This window comes from Corynebacterium sp. HMSC077D03 (assembly GCF_001808545.1).
Taxonomy (GTDB): domain Bacteria; phylum Actinomycetota; class Actinomycetes; order Mycobacteriales; family Mycobacteriaceae; genus Corynebacterium; species Corynebacterium simulans.
The window spans coordinates 1-21,597 of the sequence record NZ_KV793688.1; the positions used below are offsets into that span (position 1 = coordinate 1).

Annotated in this window: 25 protein-coding genes; 13 read left to right on the forward strand and 12 right to left on the reverse strand. The window is 59.1% G+C overall.

Annotated features, from left to right (window positions below; translation table 11 throughout):
• Positions 1–563: 563 nt before the first annotated feature.
• The 7 genes from HMPREF2888_RS05075 to HMPREF2888_RS05105 all read right to left on the reverse strand — a co-directional run bounded on the left by HMPREF2888_RS05075 (position 564) and on the right by HMPREF2888_RS05105 (position 6,778).
• Positions 564–956 carry a hypothetical protein gene (locus HMPREF2888_RS05075; protein WP_053085486.1) on the reverse strand — a complete coding sequence of 131 codons (393 nt, stop codon included), beginning with the start codon at positions 954–956 and terminating at the stop codon, positions 564–566.
• A 102-nt stretch (positions 957–1,058) separates the two neighbouring features.
• Positions 1,059–2,297: a galactokinase gene (gene galK, locus HMPREF2888_RS05080; protein ID WP_070518450.1), complete on the reverse strand. Its 1,239-nt coding sequence runs from the start codon at positions 2,295–2,297 to the stop codon at positions 1,059–1,061.
• A complete protein-coding gene (galT, locus tag HMPREF2888_RS05085) occupies positions 2,290–3,381 on the reverse strand; it encodes a galactose-1-phosphate uridylyltransferase (RefSeq protein WP_070518452.1) in 1,092 nt (363 codons plus the stop codon). The genes galK and galT overlap by 8 nt, the downstream gene beginning before the upstream one ends.
• Positions 3,381–3,662 carry an LPXTG cell wall anchor domain-containing protein gene (locus HMPREF2888_RS05090; RefSeq protein ID WP_061920792.1) on the reverse strand — a complete coding sequence of 94 codons (282 nt, stop codon included), beginning with the start codon at positions 3,660–3,662 and terminating at the stop codon, positions 3,381–3,383. Before HMPREF2888_RS05090 ends, galT begins: the two co-directional genes overlap by 1 nt.
• A 13-nt stretch (positions 3,663–3,675) precedes the next feature.
• Complete coding sequence (locus tag HMPREF2888_RS05095) at positions 3,676–5,331, reverse strand: sodium:solute symporter family protein (RefSeq protein WP_070518453.1); 1,656 nt, start codon at positions 5,329–5,331, stop codon at positions 3,676–3,678.
• 17 nt (positions 5,332–5,348) lie between these two features.
• Positions 5,349–6,197, reverse strand: coding sequence for an aldose epimerase family protein (locus HMPREF2888_RS05100; RefSeq protein WP_070455544.1), 849 nt, complete (start codon positions 6,195–6,197; stop codon positions 5,349–5,351).
• A 104-nt stretch (positions 6,198–6,301) separates the two neighbouring features.
• On the reverse strand, positions 6,302–6,778 hold the full coding sequence (locus HMPREF2888_RS05105; protein WP_070455545.1) for a YdcF family protein: 477 nt from the start codon (positions 6,776–6,778) through the stop codon (positions 6,302–6,304).
• Between the two features lie 31 nt (positions 6,779–6,809).
• Between HMPREF2888_RS05105 and HMPREF2888_RS05110 the strand changes: the two genes are divergently transcribed.
• A complete protein-coding gene (locus HMPREF2888_RS05110; protein WP_070455546.1) occupies positions 6,810–7,787 on the forward strand; it encodes a LacI family DNA-binding transcriptional regulator in 978 nt (325 codons plus the stop codon).
• Positions 7,788–7,810: 23 nt separating this feature from the next.
• On the opposite strand, the gene purE is transcribed toward HMPREF2888_RS05110, so the two are convergent.
• Complete coding sequence (gene purE, locus HMPREF2888_RS05115; protein ID WP_061920781.1) at positions 7,811–8,311, reverse strand: 5-(carboxyamino)imidazole ribonucleotide mutase; 501 nt, start codon at positions 8,309–8,311, stop codon at positions 7,811–7,813.
• A 78-nt stretch (positions 8,312–8,389) separates the two neighbouring features.
• Positions 8,390–9,670, reverse strand: coding sequence for a 5-(carboxyamino)imidazole ribonucleotide synthase (locus HMPREF2888_RS05120; RefSeq protein WP_070518455.1), 1,281 nt, complete (start codon positions 9,668–9,670; stop codon positions 8,390–8,392).
• Here HMPREF2888_RS05120 and budA point away from each other — a divergent pair.
• Positions 9,656–10,375, forward strand: coding sequence for an acetolactate decarboxylase (gene budA / locus HMPREF2888_RS05125; RefSeq protein WP_070518456.1), 720 nt, complete (start codon positions 9,656–9,658; stop codon positions 10,373–10,375). The genes HMPREF2888_RS05120 and budA overlap by 15 nt on opposite strands.
• Here budA and HMPREF2888_RS05130 read toward each other — a convergent pair.
• Positions 10,372–10,812, reverse strand: coding sequence for a hypothetical protein (locus HMPREF2888_RS05130; protein WP_070518457.1), 441 nt, complete (start codon positions 10,810–10,812; stop codon positions 10,372–10,374). The genes budA and HMPREF2888_RS05130 overlap by 4 nt on opposite strands.
• Positions 10,813–10,857: 45 nt before the next feature.
• On the opposite strand from HMPREF2888_RS05130, the gene HMPREF2888_RS13190 reads away from it, so the two are divergent.
• Positions 10,858–10,992 carry a hypothetical protein gene (locus tag HMPREF2888_RS13190; RefSeq protein WP_256374949.1) on the forward strand — a complete coding sequence of 45 codons (135 nt, stop codon included), beginning with the start codon at positions 10,858–10,860 and terminating at the stop codon, positions 10,990–10,992.
• Positions 10,993–11,102: 110 nt separating this feature from the next.
• Here the strand turns inward: HMPREF2888_RS13190 and HMPREF2888_RS05135 are convergent, their stop codons facing one another.
• Entirely contained in the window at positions 11,103–11,963 is an 861-nt protein-coding gene (locus tag HMPREF2888_RS05135) for a biotin--[acetyl-CoA-carboxylase] ligase (protein WP_062035749.1), read from the reverse strand.
• A 54-nt stretch (positions 11,964–12,017) separates the two neighbouring features.
• Positions 12,018–12,638, reverse strand: a complete 621-nt coding sequence (locus tag HMPREF2888_RS05140; protein ID WP_070518533.1) for a hypothetical protein — start codon at positions 12,636–12,638, stop codon at positions 12,018–12,020.
• A gap of 47 nt (positions 12,639–12,685) precedes the next feature.
• Here HMPREF2888_RS05140 and HMPREF2888_RS05145 point away from each other — a divergent pair, with 47 nt between their 5' ends.
• The 10 genes from HMPREF2888_RS05145 (at position 12,686) to HMPREF2888_RS05190 (ending at position 21,593) form a co-directional block, all read left to right on the forward strand.
• The gene (locus HMPREF2888_RS05145; RefSeq protein WP_062042007.1) at positions 12,686–13,678 is read left to right on the forward strand and encodes an ABC transporter ATP-binding protein; all 993 of its coding nucleotides are present in this window, start codon (positions 12,686–12,688) and stop codon (positions 13,676–13,678) included.
• 174 nt (positions 13,679–13,852) lie between these two features.
• Complete coding sequence (locus HMPREF2888_RS05150) at positions 13,853–15,136, forward strand: ABC transporter substrate-binding protein (protein WP_070518459.1); 1,284 nt, start codon at positions 13,853–13,855, stop codon at positions 15,134–15,136.
• A gap of 198 nt (positions 15,137–15,334) precedes the next feature.
• On the forward strand, positions 15,335–16,291 hold the full coding sequence (locus HMPREF2888_RS05155; RefSeq protein ID WP_061920767.1) for a carbohydrate ABC transporter permease: 957 nt from the start codon (positions 15,335–15,337) through the stop codon (positions 16,289–16,291).
• Positions 16,291–17,112: a carbohydrate ABC transporter permease gene (locus tag HMPREF2888_RS05160; RefSeq protein WP_070432370.1), complete on the forward strand. Its 822-nt coding sequence runs from the start codon at positions 16,291–16,293 to the stop codon at positions 17,110–17,112. Before HMPREF2888_RS05155 ends, HMPREF2888_RS05160 begins: the two co-directional genes overlap by 1 nt.
• Positions 17,112–17,477, forward strand: a complete 366-nt coding sequence (locus HMPREF2888_RS05165) for a hypothetical protein (protein WP_070518461.1) — start codon at positions 17,112–17,114, stop codon at positions 17,475–17,477. Before HMPREF2888_RS05160 ends, HMPREF2888_RS05165 begins: the two co-directional genes overlap by 1 nt.
• A complete protein-coding gene (locus HMPREF2888_RS13085; RefSeq protein WP_061920760.1) occupies positions 17,477–17,662 on the forward strand; it encodes a hypothetical protein in 186 nt (61 codons plus the stop codon). The genes HMPREF2888_RS05165 and HMPREF2888_RS13085 overlap by 1 nt, the downstream gene beginning before the upstream one ends.
• Positions 17,659–19,173, forward strand: coding sequence for a maltose alpha-D-glucosyltransferase (treS, locus tag HMPREF2888_RS05175; RefSeq protein ID WP_070432368.1), 1,515 nt, complete (start codon positions 17,659–17,661; stop codon positions 19,171–19,173). Before HMPREF2888_RS13085 ends, treS begins: the two co-directional genes overlap by 4 nt.
• A gap of 346 nt (positions 19,174–19,519) precedes the next feature.
• Complete coding sequence (locus HMPREF2888_RS05180; RefSeq protein ID WP_061920756.1) at positions 19,520–20,824, forward strand: inorganic phosphate transporter; 1,305 nt, start codon at positions 19,520–19,522, stop codon at positions 20,822–20,824.
• Between the two features lie 8 nt (positions 20,825–20,832).
• Entirely contained in the window at positions 20,833–21,135 is a 303-nt protein-coding gene (locus tag HMPREF2888_RS05185) for a hypothetical protein (RefSeq protein ID WP_061920753.1), read from the forward strand.
• A gap of 206 nt (positions 21,136–21,341) precedes the next feature.
• Positions 21,342–21,593: a hypothetical protein gene (locus HMPREF2888_RS05190; RefSeq protein ID WP_061920751.1), complete on the forward strand. Its 252-nt coding sequence runs from the start codon at positions 21,342–21,344 to the stop codon at positions 21,591–21,593.
• Positions 21,594–21,597 lie beyond the last annotated feature (4 nt).

Sequence of the window (21,597 nt, forward strand, 5' to 3'; positions counted from 1 at the left end):
GTTGACAACCTATATAGGAACACCCCCCCACAGCCAACGGCGTTTGTGCAGTTTATCGCGATAGATGACGGACATTAACAGGTACCACGCCGACGGGATAATAAAGAAGAAACTGGTTCCTGGGGCCGCGCTAAATCAGTAAATCCGATTAAAAGGAGAAACGCTGACAGGCCAGCTTTCCACCAAGAAAATAGGTAAAACTTGCCATCTGCCTCTGCTGGCTCTGGCTCGTTAGCTTCGGTTTGAGCTGGTACGGCTTCGCTTGGCTCGTCTACTAGCGCTGGTTGGAAAGACTGCATTTGCGGGGATGTTTTCGACGCTTTCGTGTTGGTCCCCCTCTACGGGTTTCCCTCTAATGGTCCCTTTACGAGTAGCGTTGGCGACGAATACGGCCCGTTGGGTTTCATTACCCCCTAAAGAAACCCAACCAATGGGAGCCAACCAATGAGACCAGTCTGGGACGTGCGGAATCCTCATGCGGAGAGGGCCAGAGCGGAGGCCAGGCCGCGCGGGGCCGCGGAGGCCAGAGGCGAGGCCAGGCGGAGGCCAGGCCGCGCGGGGCGCTAGTGGCCGCCGTTTCCGCCAGACGCGAAGGTGAAGGTATCGGTCTCACCGGAATCGCAGGTCACGGTGTAGGTGTGATAGCCGTCGGCAGGACCGGGGCCGATGTTGTCCGGCGCGGTAACGTAGCCCACCAGTTGGCCGAGGTCAGCTGCCGGCGACATCACCGTCGTCGCACCCCATGACGTGGTCAGGTTCGCGCGAGTGCCCGGACAGTTTGCCGCAATAAGCAGCTCCTGGCCCGGCTTGAGCTGACCGTCAACAGTACTGGTCAGCTGGGTGCCAGCGGTGGTCTTCGCATCCTCGCTGAACGGATTGAAGCCGGTAGCAACTGCAGCGCCACCACCAGCCAAAATAGCGCAAGCAGCGGTAGCAGCAACTAGGGTCTTTTTCATGATGACTCCTTAACTAGGAAGTTGGTGTTCACCTAGTTAGTTGCACTACCGTCGCGTTTATTACAGGCGACCAGAAAGTTTTTCCAGCCGCCAGTAGGGGGCTTAGCCGGCGATTCGGCGCGCGCCGTCGCCAGGGCTGGCCACAAGGAAGGTCGGCGCCGGGAAGCCGCGCTCAGCTGCGGCAGCAGCGATTGCCTCCGCCGTAGACTCCACATCGGCACGCTTGACCAGCGCAATCACCGCGCCGCCGAAGCCGCCCCCAGTCATACGCGCGCCCACCTCACCGGCCGCCGCGAACGCGCAGTCCAGCTCCGGCGTGGTGACCTCGTACTGGTCGCGCAGCGAGATGTGGCTATCGCGCATGAGCTCCCGGAAACGGTCAAGGTTGCCGGCCTCCAAGTCGGAGGCAGCTTCCAAGGTGCGGGCGGTCTCCTCCACGACGTGGGCGACGCGGCGCTTAACGACGCCTTCATCCTCTCCAACTTCCCTTGCCCACCGGGTGGCATCCGCAACGGCATCGGGAATATCGCGGATAGTTCCGCCGCGGGCCTCAGAGCCCGCCAATGCAGACTGAACCGCATCGATGACGCCGCGGCGGGAAGCGTACTGGCCGTCGTTCAAAGAGTGAGGGGCGTTGGTGTCCGCAATCAGCAGCACCATGTCGCGCTCAGCAATGTTGAACGGCACGCGGCGCACCTCACCCGTGGAGAAGTCCAAGACGAGCGCTTTGCCCTTCTCCCCGAAGAGGCTCGCGTTCTGGTCCAAGCCACCCGTCGAGGCGCCCACGACTTCGTTCTCCGCGCGCATGCAGGCGAGAACCAGGCGGGTGCGGGCGGCGTCGTCAGGCGCGTGGCCTGTCGAAAGCTCGTAGGCCGCCACCGCCACCGAACACTCCAACGCCGCGGAGCTGGAGAGACCGGAGCCAACCGGAACGTCAGAGACAATCGCGATGTCCAAGCCGGTGCAGGAGGAAATGCTGCCATCTTCCAAGCCAGCCCACAGCGAGCCCACGACGTAACCAGCCCAGGCATCCGGGGTACCGTTGGCCCAACCCGGGCCAACCTCATCCAGAAAAACGTCCACGCGGCGGACTTGGCCGCCAAACTCCGAGGCGATGCGCACGAGCCCATCCGAACGCGGAGCCACGGCCACGGCCGTGTTCTGCTCCAGCGCGAAAGGAATCGAGGCGCCGCCGGCATAATCGACGTGCTCGCCGATGAGGTTCACGCGGCCCGGCGCGGCCCACACACCAGCCGGTGCAGCGTCGAAGTTGGAGCGGAAGAGTGCGGTCGCGGCGTCGGCAAGCGCGGCGTCGGAGCGAGTGGAAATCCAGTTAAGCATCCCAGACCTCCTTGAAACGGGCGGCGATGCGCTCCGGGGTCGTGTCATTGATCCACACTGCCTGCGCGGACTCCGAGCCGGCGAGGTACTTCATGCGGTTCGGCGAGCGCATCAGCGAAAACAGCTGCAGGTGCATGCGCACGTCCCCGCGCAGCGTAGGGTCGGCCGGCGCGAGGTTCCAACCAGCGATGTACGGGGTCTTTTCCACGCCGTCGAAGAAACGGTCCACAGCGGTATACAGCTTCTTGAGCAGGGCGGCGAGGTCGTCGCGCTGCGCGCTGGAAAGCTCGGTGAAATCAGCCGCGTACTCGTTTGGCATGACCATGGCCTCCAGCGGCCACTTCGCGGCAGCTGGGACGAACGCGGTGAAGTGCTCGGTCTCGGCAATGATGCGCGTTCCCGCCTCGCGTTCCTTGTCCAAGATATCCTGGAAGAGGTCGCCCTCGTAAGCCTGGGAGCTGGCCACGATAGCCTTCATGCGCGGCGAAAGGAACGGGTAGGAATAGATCTGGCCGTGCGGGTGCTGCAGCGTCACGCCGATTTCGGCGCCGCGGTTTTCAAAAGGGAAAACCTGGGCCACCTCAGGCAGCGCAGACAGCGCAGAGGTGCGGTGTGCCCACGCCTCGATCACGGTGCGGATGCGGCTGACCGGGAGATCCTTGAAGCTCAGCTCCGGGTCAGAAGTAAAGCAGACCACCTCGCAGCGCGCCTTGGCAGGCTTGCGCGGGACCAGGCCCATCTCGTCTACGTCTTCCTCGTAATCCTCCATGCCCATGGCAAAGGACGGGAAGCGGTTTTCGAAGACAACGACGTCATAAGAAGGCGAGGGAATCTCCGTAGGCAGCTGGCCCGGCAGCGTTGGGGCGAGCGGGTTCTCGTTGGCTGGCGGCATGAACGTGCGGTCCATGCGGTGAGCGGCAAAAGCCACCCAGTCACCAGTGAGCGGATCGCGGCGCATCTCTGAGGCCGGAGTGACCTGCGGCAGATCGCGGCTGTCTTCTAGGACGCGATCGGTGTGTGGGGTGTCGTCGAAGTAGATGATTTCGCGGCCGTCGGCAAGCGTCGCCTTGGTGATCTCTACCATTACTTGGCCTCCGTCAGCTTCGACTCGTCGATCTTGGAAGGGTCAACGATGATGGGGCGCAGCTTAGCCCACAGCATGAAACCTGCTGCTACGGCTGCCATGGCGATGCCCGCCCAGAGGTTGTCGGAAGAATCCTTCGCCATACCGGTTTCCGGGTTTACGCCTGGGTCGAGGGCAAAGGAGCAGATGATAAGCACGATGCCGTAGAGGCCAAGCAGGGCACCGATAACGTTGCGGAGATCGAAAGCGCCTGCATGCTGAGGAGAAGTCTTTTGAGTCATGATGGTTGCTCCTTTAGGCAAAGATGACGTTCAGGCCGATTGCAATGACCAAACAGATGACGCCGAGCGGAACGGTCTGCTTGTACCACGGAAGGTTCTTCTCGGTGTAATCCTCGAAGTGGTCCTTCGGCGTAACGGAAGAAACAAAGCCCACGAGCTCCTCGTCCGGCTTCGGCTGAGTAAACATGGTGACGATGACGGAGACGATGATATCTACCGTAAATGCCACGCCGGCGGCCACGAATGCGGTGCCCTGGCCTGGCAGGTTGAAGATGGAAGCCGTTGCGTCAGTAAAGGTTGCGATGTACCAGAAGGTAATTGCAGATGCGGTACCTGCAACGAGGCCGGACCAACCTGCGTGCGGGGTCATGCGCTTCCAGAACATGCCCAGGATGAAGGTGGCGAACAGCGGAGCGTTGAAGAAGCCGAACAGCGTCTGCAGGTAGTCCATGACGTTGCCGAAGTTCTGGGCCAAAAGTGCGGTAAAGACGGCCACGCCGGTGGCGACGACGGTCGCGATGCGGCCGAACTTCAGGTAGTAGCCATCCTCGCGCTCCTTAACCACGTAGGTCTGCCAAATGTCATAAGAGATAACGGTGTTAAAGGCCGAGATGTTGGCGGCCATTCCGGCCATGAAGGAAGCGAGCAGGCCCGCAATTGCGACGCCCAAAAGGCCGTTCGGGAGCAGGTCGCGCATCAGCAGCAGGATGGCGTCGTTTGGCTTGGCGGTCTCTTCCATCAAGTCAGCGACGGAGACGGAGGCAATCATGCCCGGGATAACCACGAGGAAGGGCACGAACATCTTCGGGAAAGCACCAATGATTGGCGTCTTGCGCGCTGCAGAGATCGACTCCGATGCCATGGCGCGCTGGACCTCGACAAAGTTGGTGGTCCAGTAACCGAAGGAAAGGACGAAGCCTAGGCCCAGGACGATGCCGATGACGGACCAGACCGGATTCTCGAAGCCAGATATGTCAGTGCCCGGCCAGGTGTGGAAGTGGGAATCGTTCGCCACGGAATCCTTCAGCCCCTGCCAGCCGCCGACGCGGTTCAGGCCGATAATCGTCAGCGGTGCCAGCGCAGCGATGATGACGAAGAACTGCAGCACCTCGTTGTAGATGGCAGCGGACAAGCCGCCCAGGGTGATGTAGGACAGGACGATGATGCCGGCAACAACGAGCGCGACCCACATAGGCCAGCCCAGCAGAGCCTCGACGATGGTGGCCAGCAGGTACAGGTTCACGCCTGCGATAAGCAGCTGGGCTACGGCGAAAGAAATGGCATTGACCAGGTGCGCCGCGCTACCGAAGCGCTTGCGCATGAACTCTGGCACGGAACGCACCTTGGAGCCGTAGTAGAACGGCATCATCACGATGCCCAGGAACACCATGGCCGGGATAGCGCCGATCCAGAAATAGTGCATGGTCTGGAAGCCATACTCCACGCCGTTGGCGGACATACCGATGATCTCAACCGCGCCCAAGTTCGCCGAAACGAATGCCAGGCCGGTCACCCATGCGGGCAGTCCGCGGCCGGAGAGGAAGAAGTCGATGGAGGAGGAAACGCGGGCTTTGGCAGCCCAGCCGATTCCCAGGACGAAGAGGAAGTACAAGGCAACGAGCAGGTAGTCCACCCAGGTTGCGTCGAGTCTCAATACTGAAGGTTCCATGTGGAGAGCTTTCTTTACTAGATTGCGCTCAAGCGGAGCTCGTAGGCAATCGGTTGATGTGCGTTAATTTCGGCAAGGTCGATGCCACTGCGCAGTGCGTTCGGTGGAGCGCTCATGGGTTCCACTGCGAGTGCACGGCCGCGGCCGGGGTAGTTGTCCGGGGTATACATCTGTACCCAGTCAAGGCCCGGCCCCATTGCAAGGCGAACGCCTTTGCCTGCGGAAACGTAATCCGCCGTGAGGGGCCCCTGTCCGCGGAAGCAATCATCCCAAGCCACGTCAGCGATACGCTGCTGCTTGACGACGACGCTTTCCACCACGCCCGTGGGCAAGTTCCGGGTATCAAGAAGGTGGTGTTCGGTGACGCCGAGACTAAGAATTGAGGCGTCGGCAGCCGCGCCGCGGGCAGAAAGATAGGTATGAAGGCCAAACGCGAAGGGGCAATCCTGCTCCGCGCGGGCCTCAAAGCGGGCGTGAAGCCCAGTTTGATCGAGGCTGTAAGTGGCGGTGAGCTGAATGGGCCACGGCCAAGGGGCCTCGATCTGGGTGGTGAGCTGAACTTGGTTCACGCAGTAGCGCTTTAATTCCCAAGCCTTGTCGCATACAAAGCCATGGATGGCGTTGTTGCGCTCAGGCTCGTTGACGGGCAGACAGTAAACGCTCCCCCGCCAGTTAAAACGACCATCTGCAGTGCGGTTAGGCCACGGGGCAAGAACTACGCCGGCGCACATGGGCGGGAGATCCTGATAAGTCTCCACCAGCGGCTCGCCGACGAAGGTCAGCGATTTAATACCGCCGCCGAAGCTGGCAATTTCCGCCTCGTATGCGCCATGCGCTATCCGGTAAGTAGGTGCCTGACTGGTCATAACCTAAGGCCTTCCTTTTCCGTGTGTAACTCACTACGTGGCTTAGGTTAAGACGCTGCTCAAACGCTAGTCAAACGTTTGCATAAACTTGCATAATGAATTTGCTAACGTCCAAAAGCGCTGATGACTGGTAATAAACGGCGCCACATAATCCGTGCCGCGGAGTGCGGAGTGGCAAGGACCTCACGCAAATAGTTTTCTGGTTTTAGCGCCCATGGCGTGAAAGCAGGATGCACGCGAATCGGGATTCCGAGGTGCCACGACCACAGCTTGGTACGCAGTGCATGGAAATCACTGGTGACTACATCGAAGTAAGGCGGCTTGCTCATCGCATAGGCATTTTCGAGGTTCTCATTAGTGCTCGTGGCACGTGGCTCGACGATTATCTTCTCGCGCGGGACTCCCCTGCCCACCAAATACTCGGCCATGACTTCGGCCTCGCCATAACCGGAGACGATGATGTCTTGTCCCCTCCAAATACGAAATGCGTGCTCGAGCCTGCGCTCAAGCATGGGGCCAGGCACTCCGCCTTGCACGCGGGCTCCAAGGACCAAAATGGGGACTAAGCTAGGGCCGAACATAGTGCAAAAGCCTAATTGAGAAAGGACTTCCGTGGCCACACCGACTTTGAAGGACCTCGCCGCGGCCACGGGGGTTTCCATCTCCACCGTCTCCCGCGCGCTGGCCAATCACCCTGCGATTTCTCCGGCGACCACGCAAAAGGTCAAGGCTGCGGCCGAGCAACTGGGCTATCGCCCAAATGCGCAGGCACGCGCGCTGCGCGGTTCACGCTCCGATGCTATCGGCGTGGTGATTCCGAACCTGGCGGATCCTTATTTCGCACTCATTGCTGCCGCGATTGAGGCCGAGGCCGAGCGCGTTGGCATCGCCGCCATCATGACCACCTGCTCTGAGTCACCTAAGCACTTAGCCAAAGCACTCGACGCACTGACATGGCGGCAGGTAGACGGCATCATCACCGTCCCGGTTGAAGGCGCCGAAGCAGCGCTAAAAGACGCCGCGAAATCCCGGCCGCTGCTGCTCATCGACCGCGAGCTGCCGCCCTTCCCTGCCGTTGCCTCAGACCCGCGCCCGGGCATGTTCGCGGCATTAACGCAGCTGCGTCAAAAGGGTCACCGCGTGGTCGGCTATATTCCAGGCCCGCAGCAAACTTCTACGGGCAGGCAGCGGCTGAAAGTCTTCCGCGGTGCAAGCAGCGAGTTTTCCACGCATTATGCACAAGGCGGCTTCCGCCGCAAGGACGGCTACGTGGGAGCACTAGAGCTCTTTGAAAAGGGCGTTACCGCCATCGTGGCGGGTGATTCCATGATGACGGCTGGTGCGCTGGCCGCCTGCTATAACGCCGGCAAGGCCATCAGTGAAGACATCGCGTTGGTGGGCTACGACGACTTAAATCTCTTCCGCCTGCAACCGGTGCCGATCTCGGTGGTGGACCAGGACATGGCGGCGCTGGGCCGGCTAGCAGTCCAGCACCTGACCAAGGCGATTACGCATAACACAACACCGACCGGGGTAAAGATTCCTACCTCTTATATCCCCCGCGTTTCCACCGCCCGGCAGTTCTCCTAAGGGCGGTAGCTCCAGGAAATCGCCTATTCCCCCAGCAGCTGGGCGCGCAGGTTTGCGTCCTTCTTCTCCACCTCGGCGGCCATATTTTCTTGGTACTGCGCCATCTTCTCGGTTAGTTCGGGTTCCCCTGCGCCGAGGATACGAACGGCAAGAAGGCCCGCGTTCTTAGCGCCGCCGATAGACACGGTCGCCACCGGCACGCCACCGGGCATCTGCACGATGGACAGCAAAGAGTCCAGGCCATCCAAGTCCTTCAGCGCGCGCGGAATGCCGATGACCGGAAGCGGAGTCGCCGCAGCAACCATGCCCGGCAGGTGCGCAGCACCGCCGGCGCAGGCGATGATGGCCTTCAGGCCACGCTTATGCGCGTCCTTGGCATAAGAGAGCATCTTTTCTGGAGTGCGGTGTGCACTGACGACGCCCACCTCGAAAGGCACGCCGAACTCCGCCAAGACTTCGGCAGCAGGTTTTACGGTAGGCCAATCTGAATCAGAGCCCATGATGAGGCCAACGAGCGGTTCCATATCTTCTCCTAGGTGGTTGTTACTGGGGGCAGCAAGAAGGTTGCGGGAATCTGCGGAACAATTATGCAGGCAGAGCTTTTAGAGCCAGGCCGCGTGCACGAGGAAGTGCGCAGCGTCTGCCGCGATGTGGCGGGTTTGCTCGACGTCCTCACCCACGACGTTGACGTGGCCAATCTTACGGCCGGCGCGGTGATCCTTGCCATAAAGGTGAATCTTGGCCTGCGGGTAACGCTCCATCACGGCACGTACGCGTTGCGGCATTGGCATTTCTGGATCTTCCGGGCCACCAAGGACGTTAGCCATGACGGTTACGGGAGCAAGCGCTGTGGTCTCACCGAGCGGCAGATCCAAGACTGCGCGTAGGTGCTGCTCGAACTGAGAGGTAACGGAACCGTCCTGGGTCCAGTGCCCCGTGTTGTGCGGACGCATCGCGAGCTCATTTACAGCAATATCTTCTACTGCCCCATCGCTTGGGAAACCAGCAGCGGAGGCTGCGGCAGCCGAGGCCGCGCTACCCCAGTTGTCCACTTCAGCGACGGAGTAAGCAAAGAGTTCAACTGCCAGCACGCCTGTCACTCCTAGCTGGGTGGCCACTAGCTCGCCGACCTCGGCGGCGCGCTGCGCCAGCTCTGGGCTCAGGCCCGGCGCGGGTGCGAAGGCCTCGGCGCAGATTCCATCACGCTGCACGGATTGGGTAATCGGCCAAGCCTTCACCTCACCGGAAGGACGGCGGGCGACTAGAACCGAGAGCTCGCGGGTGAGGTTAACCTTCTCCTCTACCATCAAAGGCGTGCCGGCTTCCAGAAGCTCAGCGACCAGGGAATCCAGCTCCTCTGCAGCGGGGAACCACACGCCGTGGCCGTCGTATCCACCGCGACGCGCCTTCAAGCAAACGCGGCCTTCTACAAGCTCGGCAAAATTACGCGCATCCTCAACAGAGGCGATTTGTGCAAAACGCGGAACCGGTGCGCCCAGCTCCGCCAGCTTTTGGCGCATAAAGAGTTTGTCCTGGGCATACAGGAGCGCGGAAGGCTGCGGCTGGACGTTATAGCCGGCGTCGATAAGCGCTTGCACGTGCTCGGTGGGCACGTGCTCGTGCTCGAAGGTCAGCGCATCGGCATCTTTAGCTGCAGAAACCAGCATCTCGTAGGCATGGTAATCACCCAAGACCACGTCTGGAATGACCTGCGCTGCGGACTGCTCCTGCGAGGAGGCAAGAATGCGCAGGTGGATGTCGAGCTCGGCGGCAGCCGGCTGCATCATGCGTGCGAGCTGGCCGTCGCCATAAACGGTAACGATGGGCTTTGCTTTATGACTCACCCATCCAATACTAGCCTTAACCTTATGATCGTCAGGCATACCATCTTCCAGAACTCCCTCATGACCGCTCTGTTGGACGGCATTTATGACGGCGAAATGACCATCGGTGAGCTGCTCGGCAAGGGCAACTTTGGCATCGGTACCTTCGATGCCCTCGACGGCGAAATGTTGATTCTCGACGGCATCTGTTACCAGCTGCGCGGCGATGGCAGCGCCCGCATCGCTGATCTCGATCAGGGCACGCCTTTTGCGGTGGCCACCAATTTCGTCCCCCGCATCAAAGTGCAAGCACCGCGCGGAATGCGCCGCGAAGAGCTTTCGGCCTTCGTCGATGAAGTCGAGCCTTCCGCCAACTACATGTACGCGGTGCGGATAACGGGGCGCTTCAAGTCAGTGCGCACGCGCACCGTGGTCAAACAGTCCAAGCCCTACCCTCCCATGGCGCAGGCGGTGGGCGGCGATAAGGAGCTGCACTTTGAAAACGTCGAGGGCATCATCGGTGGTTTCCGCACCCCAGTGTTTGAAAAGGGAATCTCGGTGCCAGGCTGCCACGTTCACTTTATCGACGCCGCGCGTTGCTCCGGCGGGCACGTACTGGACTACGTCGTCGACGAAGCCACCATCGAGCTCTGCCCCGGCACGGATCTTGAAATGCGGCTGCCGCTTACCCAGGAATTCGAGCAAGCCAACCTCGCCCCGGCTGACCTTGACCAACAGCTGCACACCACAGAGGTTAAGAATTAGAAGAGCTCCTGCTCGTTGAGAATTTCTTCCACGCGCTTGGCCTTGGGGATGGAAGAGAAATACATTGGCCGCTCATAACCGTGGATGGCCAGCGAGATCCCACCGCGGCGCCGCCTAGCACCGCGAATATCCTGCAGCGGGATGGAATCAATGTGACCGCCCTCGCGGGCGATTACGCGCAGGTTAGTAACGATGAAGCGGCGCCGGCGCGCGCGGTAGAGCGGGATACCGAAACGCCACAGCGATAGCAGCGCCCAGATTAAAACGATACCGTTACGCAGGTTTCTATCTAGGCCGTGGACATCCGCCCAGCCGATGCCCATCCATGCCACGCCGGTAATGAGGATGAGCTCAAGGAAAGGAAAGATCAGCGCGCGAAACGGCGCTGTCATATCCACGCGGACTACTTCGCCGCGCCCCATCTTCATCAGTCCCATAGGGGTGCATGATACCCGCCGGAGACGGCGAAGGACTTCAGCAACGTGGCCTATTCCGAGACTGAAATCACCAACGGCGATTCCTACACCGTCACCGTCGGCGGCACTGTCGCTGAGGCGACTGCCGGTGAGGTCTCCCAGGGAATGGGCGGCGGTCCGATGAGCGGACAGTGCCCCTAAATAGACGCAATTTGCCAAATAGGAATGCCTACCACGCTCTGCGGCGGGCCCTATTTGGCAAATTGTGCTTTAAAGCGCCCCGCCACTCCACTCAGCGCAGCAACGAGTCGCTACTGCACAGGACGCAGGTGGGTGACATCACCTGCCGAGTAATATTCGCCGCCAACGTTGATGCGGCCGTCGTCGCCAATGCCCTCGACGACACCCACGACGTCGCCAGTCGGCGCTTCAAGGCGAACTTCCTGGCCGATCGAGGAGCACACCGCACGGTAGTCTGCCATGAGCTGTGGGTCTTGGTTCTCCCACTGAGTGATGCGACGACGCAGGTTCTTGAGCAGGGCAATCGCCAATTCGGTGCGGTCAGTATCGCGACCTTCCAGCATGAGCGAGGTGGCCTTTTCGATAGGCAGCTGCTCTCGAGTAAGCGTGACGTTCAGGCCCATGCCCACAACCACCCGTGCGGAGGGCGCCGGCGCGGCCTGCGTTTTCGGGGCGACCTCAGCCTTGTTTACTTCCGCCTTGTTTACCTCAGCCTTGTTTACCTCAGCCTTGCTGACTTCGGTCTTGGGCGCGGACTTGAAGGCGGCACCGACGGGGCCAGCCTCGGCAAGGATGCCGCAGAGCTTATTGCCGTTGATGTGAACGTCGTTCGGCCACTTCAGAACGGAGCCCTCGACGGTGTCGGTGACGGCCAGGCCCGATGCCAGTGGCAGGGTGCCTAGGTGCTCGAGGGAATCCGGAAGGATAAGAACAGAAAGAATAAGCTGCGAACCAGCAGGGCTTACCCAGGTCCGACCTAACCGGCCCTTACCGGAAACCTGCTCGTTGGTCAGCAACACCGTGCCATCGGCAACGTTTTCAGCCTTCATAAGATCGGTGTTGGTTGAGCCGGTCTGCTCAACATATTCAACTAGAGCAAAGTCATCCGCCAACGCGGTACGAATGCGTTCAATATCAAGTGCAGCTGTCATGCCCTAAGAGAGTACTCGACTATGCCGCATGCATGTTTACACACAGAACAAAGGCTAGAACCAGTTTGGCTTATGCAGGATTTCCTGCGCGGACCTTTCATCCAAGCAGCTAGTCAAGACTGCCTGCGGCAGCGCCTTTTCCACCTGTTCCGGGGAGATGGTCATGCCGCGGTTGCCCGGCAGCCATTCCACGGTGTCAACAATGAGCTTGTCGTAGATAAAACGCTTATCCCCCGTCAGCGAGCGGCCATCGCCTTCCATGACGGCGGTGTAGCGAATTTCAGGATCCACCCATTCACAAACCCACTGGCCATATTCAGTGACCTCAGAATCAGAGATGTTAAGCCCCGCGGCAGAAAGACTGTCCTTCATAAGGGCGCGATCGAAGTGGCCGTTTTCTTCCAAATAGCCGCGCGCGCCGTTGGCATCAGCCTGCTCACCGAAGATCTTTTTGAAAGTGGTATCGCGCGGTGCGGGTGTCGCAGAGCTGGAAGGCTTTTCCGATTCTTTCGTCGGCTCGCTACTCGGCGCGGCAGAAGTTTGAGCGGATTCGGAAGAAGTCTGGGATGCGGCGACGGTGGTCATTGGTGCGGCAACGTCCTCAGAAGCAGCGCCGGAGCAGCTGGCTAAGGGGAGAACAAAAAGGGGGACAAAGAGAGGAATAAGCTTTTTCATGGCGCCAACCAGCATATGTGATTTAGCGGGGGTGCTAGTGTAGGCGCATGGCAAAGGTCACTTTTGAAAAGGTCAACATCACCTACCCCAACGCCGCAGCCCCCACGGTCAAAGACCTTGACCTGGAAATCGCAGACGGCGAATTCTTGGTGTTGGTCGGCCCCTCAGGCTGCGGAAAGTCCACGACGCTTCGTTCGCTTGCAGGTTTGGAGCCGACCTCGAGTGGCCGCATTTTGATCGACGATAAAGACGTCACCGGTTTGGAACCTGGCGATCGCGATATCGCAATGGTCTTCCAGAACTACGCCCTTTATCCGCACCTCACCGTGGCTGAGAACATGGGTTTCGCGCTAAAGCTGGCGAAGATGCCAAAGAATGAGATTAAGAAGAAGGTAGAAGAAGCTGCCGATATCTTAGGCCTTAGCGAGTACCTGGACCGCAAACCGAAGGATCTCTCCGGTGGTCAGCGCCAGCGTGTGGCCATGGGCCGTGCCATCGTGCGTAATCCAAAGGTCTTTTTGATGGATGAGCCTTTGTCCAACCTTGACGCCAAACTGCGTGTGCAGACCCGTTCGGAGCTAGCCAGCCTGCAGCAACGCCTCGGCACCACCACGGTTTATGTCACGCACGACCAAGTTGAAGCGATGACCATGGGTGATCGCGTTGCTGTGCTCAAAGATGGCGTCCTGCAGCAGGTGGCGTCCCCGCGTGAGCTTTACGACGCCCCGGTCAACGAATTCGTCGCTGGCTTCATCGGATCGCCTGCGATGAATATCTTTGACCACGACGGTGGCCGCATCGGTATTCGCCCAGAAGACATGCGCATCATCGACGGCCCGGTCGGCATCCCCGGCACCGTCGACATCGTCGAGGAACTCGGCGCCGAGTCCTTCGTCTATATCAATGTGGGCGAGCAGCGCTTCGTGGCCCGCGCTGACAAGGGCCGCACTCCACAGCGCGGCGAGGAAGTTCTTCTCTCCTTTGATGCGAAAAATGCACACCATTTCGACCCCGAAACGGGCGAACGCATCGAGCGCTAATCCAAACTGCAAAGAGTTGTTGGGGGTAATCGCCACCCCCAACTTTTCCTTTTCTGCAGGCCTTTTGCAGGAAGGCTCATTTCTACCTAGTGAATTAGGTCAAAAATTCCACGAAGTGTGGACACTGTAACTTATTTTTAAGGCACAAGAAGTTTTCCGAAAGGTTTATTGCCCATGAAGAAGTCCGTACTTCGCTCTCAACTTCGTACCGTCCAGAAGGGCGCCGTCGTAACCACCGCTGCTCTCGCGCTGGCTCTGGCAGGCTGCTCCTCCAACGAAGGCTCATCCGATTCCGCCGCACAGGGCTCCGTAGACGGTGCCGACGGCCGCGGCCCTATCACCTTCGCGATGGGTAAGAATGACACTGACAAGATCCAGCCGATCATTGAAAAGTGGAACAAGGAGCACCCAGAAGAAAAGGTCACCTTGAAGGAACTGGCCGGTGAGGCTGACGCACAGCGCGACACCTTGGTTCAGTCCCTGCAGGCAGGCAACTCTGACTACGACGTCATGGCACTCGACGTCGTCTGGACCGCAGAGTTCGCCGCAAACCAGTGGCTCGCTCCGCTGACCGATGACCTTGAGGTTGATACCGATGGTTTGCTGGACTCCACCGTTGAGTCCGCTACTTACAACGACACCCTCTACGCACTGCCGCAGAACACCAACGGCCAGCTGCTGTTCCGTAACACCGACTTGGCAGACAAAGCTCCGGAGAAGTTCGCTGATCTGAAGTCCGCATGTGAGGCGCTCAAGAAGGACACCTCCTGCCTGACCACCCAGCTCAAGCAGTACGAGGGACTGACCGTTAACACCGCCGGCTTCATGGAGGGCTGGGGCGGCTCCGTTCTTTCTGATGATGGCGCTCCTTCCGTGGATTCCGCAGAGTCCAAGGCCGGCCTGCAGGCGCTTGTCGACGCCTACAAGGACGGCGTCATCTCCAAGGACTCCACCGCCGCCACCGAGGAGGAGACCAATCTGGCCTTCACCGAGGGCAAGTCTGCTTTCGCAATCAACTGGCCTTATATGTACACCAACGCTGAAGATGCGGGCGTGAAGTTCGAAGTCCAGCCGCTGGTGGGCAAGGACGGCGTCGGTGTTTCCACCCTGGGTGGCTACAACAACGGCATCAACATCAACTCTGAGAAGAAGGCCACCGCGCTGGACTTCATGAAGTTCATCATCAACGAGGAAAACCAGAAGTCCTTCGCTGAGGCTTCCTTCCCGCCGGTTCTGGCTTCCGTCTACGATGACCCAGCCCTCATTGAGCAGTTCCCGTACCTGCCAGCTCTCAAGGAATCCCTCGAGAACGCAGCGCCGCGTCCGGTTTCCCCGTTCTACACCGCTATTTCCAAGGCCGTGCAGGATAACGCTTATGCAGCTTTGACCGCTGACAAGTCCGTGGACGATGCAACCAAGGACATGAAGGCCGCCATCGAGGCTGCTTCCCAGGGATAAATTTTAAGCTCCTTGCAGCTCCTTTCTTCTTGTAGGAAGGCTCAAGAAGGAGGTGCCATGCGGGGCGTGGGTGAGCTTGTGTGCTCGCGCACGCCCCGCATTGTCTTTGATGTCAGGCACACCAGTTAGACTCTTACCCAACCAGTTAATCTCCAGCAGAAAGGCGTCCCCAGCGTGGCAGTAACAACGCCCACCGCCATGAAGCGCAAGCAGAACTTGCATGCCGCGGGCCTTATCGCGCCGGCTCTCCTTGTGCTCGCCGTCGTCATCGGTTACCCAATCCTGCGTGCCATCTGGCTTTCTTTCCAAGGAAACCGCCACCTCAACCCCAAGACAGGAATCTTTGAAGAAGGCGGCTTTGCAGGCCTTGAGAACTACCTGTACTGGATCAATAACCGGTGTGTTTCCGGCACTGGGCAGATAGCGCAATGCCCTCCGGGCGTGATTGCCACGGATTTCTGGCCGGCGCTGAAGATCACGCTGTTTTTCACCGTGGTCACCGTCCTGCTTGAGACCATCCTCGGTATGTTCATGGCCATCATCATGAATGGCGAGTACAAGGGCCGCGGCCTAGTGCGCGCCGCAGTCCTAGTGCCGTGGGCTATTCCTACTGCCGTTACAGCAAAGCTGTGGCAGTTCATGTTCGCACCAGATGGCATCGTTAACTCCCTGCTCGGCACCGACATCGCTTGGACCACCGATCCTTTCTACGCACGTCTGGCAGTCATCATCGCTGACGTGTGGAAGACTGCCCCTTTCATGGCCCTGCTTATCTTGGCAGGCCTGCAGATGATTCCGCGGGATGTCTACGACGCAGCCCGCGTCGACGGCGCAAGCCGAGTACAAACCTTTTTCAAGATCACGCTGCCGCTGGTGCGCCCGGCGCTGATGGTTGCGATTTTGTTCCGCACGCTCGACGCACTGCGCATGTACGACCTTCCTGTCATCATGATTTCGGCTTCTTCCAACGCCCCTACTGCCACCATCTCCCAGCTAGTGGTTGAGGATATGCGCCAAGGCAACTTCAACTCGGCTTCTGCGCTGTCCACTCTCATCTTCTTGCTCATCTTCGTCGTGGCCTTCATTCTGGTTCGCTTCTTGGGGGCCGATGTTTCTGGCAGTAAGCGCGGTGCGAATAGGAAGGCGGCCAAGTAATGAAAAAGTTCGGACACTACGCAGGCATCATCTTCATCATGTTCTGGGGGCTTGCGCCCTTCTACTGGATGGTCATTACTGCGCTTCGCAATAAAGACCACACTTTCGACACCACGCCGTGGCCTACCCATGTCACCTTGGAGAATTTCCAGGATGCACTGGCTACTGATAAGGGCAATAACTTCCTTGCCGCTCTCGGAAATTCCATGGTCATTTCGCTGGCCACCACCGCCATCGCGGTCGCAGTAGGCGTATTCACTGCTTATGCTTTGGCGCGCTATAACTTCCCCGGCAAGGGTATCGTTACCGGCATAATTCTGGCGGCTTCCATGTTCCCCGCCATCGCCTTGGTTACCCCGCTTTTCCAGATGTTTGGCAACCTCGACTGGATCGGCACCTACCGCGCGATGATCATCCCGAATATTTCCTTCGCGCTGCCGCTGACGGTTTATACCTTGCTAAGCTTCTTCCGGCAGCTGCCCTGGGAGCTAGAGGAAGCCGCCCGCGTCGACGGCGCTTCCCGCAGCCAGGCTTTCCGCCTGGTTCTGCTCCCGCTCGCGGCACCGGCACTGTTTACCACCGCCATCATTGCTTTCATCACCACGTGGAATGAGTTCATGTTGGCGCGCCAGCTCTCGAATGATTCCACTGAGCCGGTCACCGTGGCCATCGCCCGCTTCTCCGGCCCTTCCGCGTTCGAATACCCTTATGCCGCTACCATGGCCGCCGGCGCGCTTGTCACTATCCCGCTCATCATCATGGTGCTCATCTTCCAGCATCGCATCGTCGCCGGTCTCACCGCCGGAGGTGTAAAGGCCTAATGCTTAAAAACCTAGGGATTGCCGTATTTTCTGCTTGTCTAGCTCTAGCCAGCGCTGCGTGCGCGCCTTCGGAGGAGGAGCAAGTCGCAGCAAGCCAAGCTGAGTCCGTGGGCATGCCTGCCCCACTCATCTTGAGCCCAAAGGAGCTATCTGGTCAGACCTTCGACCTAAAAATCGATGAGGTCCTCGTCATCACCGAGTCCGCAGGTCTCGATGCCGAGGTTAGCAATCCCGAAGTCGCTGAATTTTCCCCGGCGCGCACTGATGGCGCCACGGAATACAACGCCAGCGTTCGCGCATTAAAGGAAGGCGCTACCGCCATCCAATTGTCCGACGGAACCGCGTTCAACCTCAAAGTCAGCTAATGCGTCGGGCTTTATTGTGGGACACTGCTCTAGGCTTTGTTGGCTTCTTTGCCTTCCTTGCCTTAATCCAAGCAGTAATCAATCTCTTCTCTGTCTCTCCCGCCATCTGGCCCGGTTTATTGGCCGGCGGCCTATGCACCATTGAATATCTACTCTGGCGCGCAAAAAGAAAGGACCTCGCATGAATTGGTACGAAAACGCCATCTTCTACCAGGCCCTCGTCGGCTCTTTTAAGGACGCGGGTCCCAGCGGCGGCCAAGGCGTCGGCACGCTCCAAGGCGTCATCGAAAAGCTTGACTATCTACAGTGGCTCGGCGTCGATTGTCTCTGGCTTTCGCCTTTCTATGCCTCCCCTTTGAAGGATGACGGCTACGACATCGCCGATTACTACGCCATCCACCCCGATTACGGCACAATGGAAGACTTCGAGCAGCTCGTAGCCGAGACCCACAAGCGCGGCATGCGTTTAATGACGGACCTCGCTCTCAATCACACCTCGACCGAGCACGAATGGTTCCAAGCGTCCCGCCGCGATCCTGCGGGCCCTTACGGCGATTACTACGTGTGGGGAGACGATCCGAACCGGTATCCCGAAATCCGCATCATCTTCACCGACGTCGAAGATTCCACTTGGGCCTGGGATGAGGTGCGCGAGCAGTACTACTTCCATCGCTTCTACTCGCACCAGCCGGATCTCAACTATGACAATCCTGCAGTCCACGAGGAAGTCTTCCGCATCGTTTCTTTCTGGATGGACAAGGGCCTAGACGGCTTCCGCTTGGACGCCATCCCCTATCTCTATGAGCGTGATGGCCAGGGAGGCGAATCTCTTCCGGAGACCATCGCGTTCGTCGAGAAGCTACGTGCCTTCATGGATGAGAACTATCCGGAGGCTGTCATGGTGGCCGAAGCCAACCAGCCGCCGAAAGAAACCATGGAGTTCTTCGGCACCGGCAATCGCGTCCACATGGTCTTCAACTTCCCCCTGATGCCGCGTATCTATGAGGCACTTGCGCTTGGCGACGCCACCCCCCTCTACGCCATCATGGATGAAATCCCCGAGCTACCTGCCGGCTGCCAGTGGGGCACCTTTCTGCGCAACCATGACGAGCTAACGCTCGAAATGGTCGACAATGCCAGCCGCGAGCTAATGTATCGCCATTACCTTCCGGATGAGCAGATGCGTGCCCACGTGGGTATTGCCCGCCGCTTGGCTCCGCTTCTGGGAAATGACCGGCGCAAGATTGAGCTTTTCTTCTCGCTTTTGCTTTCCATGCCGGGTTCGCCTTTCTTCTACTACGGCGATGAAATCGGCATGGCGGATTCTCCTTCACTTCCAGACCGCGACGCAGTGCGCACCCCTATGCAATGGGCCCCTGGCGACGGCACTGGCTTCACCACGGCCCCGCACCCGCGCCGCCCAATCGTGGGCGGCACGAAGATCAACGTCGAAGAGCAAAAAACGGATCCGACATCGCTGCTCAATACCGTGCGCGAACTCATTGCCCAGCGAAAGGCCTTCCCCGAGCTAGCAAGCGCCCCCTTCGAGGCGGTTGAAACGGGCGAAGCAGGCATCTTTGCGTTCCAGCGGGGCGGCCTTCTGTGTCTGCACAACTTCACCGCGGACGCCGTCGATCTGGGCCCGGTGGAATTAGGGCCATTTGGCTACGCTTGGCTGCCCATCGAGGACCAATAAGCCAGTGAATAAATAGGACTGAATAAATAGGACCTAAACGGAAAATGAATATCAGTCGGGGGTGCACTCCCCCGCCTTAGGTAAACAATAGGTTAACGCGATATGTATACAGCGGGAATCTTCACCAAAGACCGACTGTCTAATGATTTAAATGCCGAACATAAAGCGCAAAACCCAAGGTCATGGCAACCATTGAGAGATTAGACCCAATCCCATGAGGGGTTTACTCTATACCGTTGTTAGTTAGGAACGCGGTTGCGACACTGTCGCCGAGTTTGATCTCGGCCGTCACGCCACGCTCCCTCGCTCGAGAAGAACCGAAGAACCTTGGAAAGGGGTCGCGCCCGTGACAGCGACACTAATCATCTTGGCCATCGTGATCGTCACTGCCCTTGCCTTTGACTTCACCAACGGCTTCCACGACACCGCTAACGCAATGGCCACCTCCATTGCCACCGGCGCCCTAAAGCCATTTACCGCAGTCACCATTTCCGCATTGCTCAACCTGCTCGGCGCCTTTCTTTCCGTTCATGTTGCCGCAACCGTGGCAAAAGGCATCGTCAACCTTGATTCCTACGATCTCTCTGTCGCAACCGATGGAGAAGCACTCCTAATGGTCGTATTCACCGGCCTCATTGGCGGCATCTTCTGGAACCTATTTACATGGCTCCTCGGAATGCCATCCTCTTCTTCCCACGCCCTTTTCGGCGGCCTCATCGGTGCAGCCTTTGCTGCCCTCGGCAGCGGCGGCGTTGCATGGTCTTCCATCGCCGGCAAAATCATCATCCCAGCAATCGCATCCCCTTTCATCGCCGCCATGGTTTCGGCCTGCGGCACCGCGCTGGTCTACTGGGTTACTAACACCATCCCGGAGCGCGTAAAGAACGAGCACTTCCGCCACGGCCAGATCGTCACCGCATGCCTAGTTTCCCTGGCACACGGCGCAGGCGACGCACAGAAGACCATGGGCGTAATCTTCTTGGCCCTCGTCGCAGCTGGTGAGGCAAATGCCGATCAGCGCATCCCAACCTGGGTCATCATTGCCTGTGCAGTGGCAATCGCAGCCGGCACCATGTCTGGCGGCTGGCGCGTCATCCGCACCCTGGGCAAGGGCTTGGTGGAAATCGAGTCCCCACAGGGTATGGCCGCCGAGGCTTCTTCCGCAGCCATCATCCTCACCTCCGCCGCTGGCGGCATGGCACTGTCTACCACCCACGTTTCCACCGGTTCCATCCTCGGTACCGGCCTGGGCAAGAAGGGCGCACAGGTCCGCTGGGGCGTTGCAATGCGCATGGTTTCCGCATGGCTAATCACCCTGCCTTGCGCTGCTGCAGTCGGCTTCGCCACCTGGTGGATTGCACGCCTGGTTAGCGGTGCAACCAACACCCTGACTGGCGCCATCGTCGACGCCATCATTTTGCTCGCCATGGTCGCCGTAATCCTGCTGCGCGCTCGCCGCAACCCAGTGGATGCATCCAACGTCAACGATGACTGGGACGCTGACGCTGAGTCTGTTGACTCCTCCATGCAGGCTCACGACAAGGTTGCCGCCGGCGTTGCCACCGGCAACGCTCCGGGCGCCGCGAATGGCGCACACGGCGTCGTCGACGACGCTTCCAGCTCCGCCCACGAAGTCTCCCAAGGAAAGTAGGAATCGCCATGACCGCAATGGAAATTCTCGTCGCTATCACCCGCGTCGCCGGCTTGGCACTAGCCTTCGGCGCTGGCATCCCGCTCCTTTTCGCCTTGGGCATGCGTTGCATGACCGGTGACCCAATCCGCAACAGCGACGGCGTCATCGTCGGCGACACCGAGGCCTCCGCCCAGATGAAGGTTTTGGGCTGGACCGTCTACGCAGTCTTGGGCGTAATCATCCTGATTGCCATCTCTTGGATTGCTAAGGATTCGATTCACAATTACTTCGGAATTGAGCTCTTCCCGGGTCTTTCCAGCAAGCATTAAGACAGGACTTAAAACAAAGTTCCTCAAGCGTTTAGTTAACGAAAAGTTAACTAACACGGAACTAAAGGTTGCTAAACTAGCGGACCGAGCGTACCATCGAGTACTTATCAGCTCGTCCGCTAGTTTCTTTGTTTTTACCTACATTTATTTTCCCTACCCCTAGCGGCCGAAGATTCATTGTCCAGATCGAAAGAAGGTGAGCATCAATGAATACCATCAACGGACTGATTAACTCGTTCGCAACCACATTCAAGAGCGCCACCGGCACGGGCCTTGACGCCTTGGACGCAACCCCTATGGAAGCCCTCGTCACCGAGGAGCTCGTCAACCGTGGCACCACACCGGCCACGACGGATGACATCATTTCCGTATTCAACTCCATCGCCGGCCGCGCACCGCGCACCGAAGAGGTCTACGAGGTGGAGCTCTTCCTCATGGATTTCGGCCTCGCAGCCTAAATCC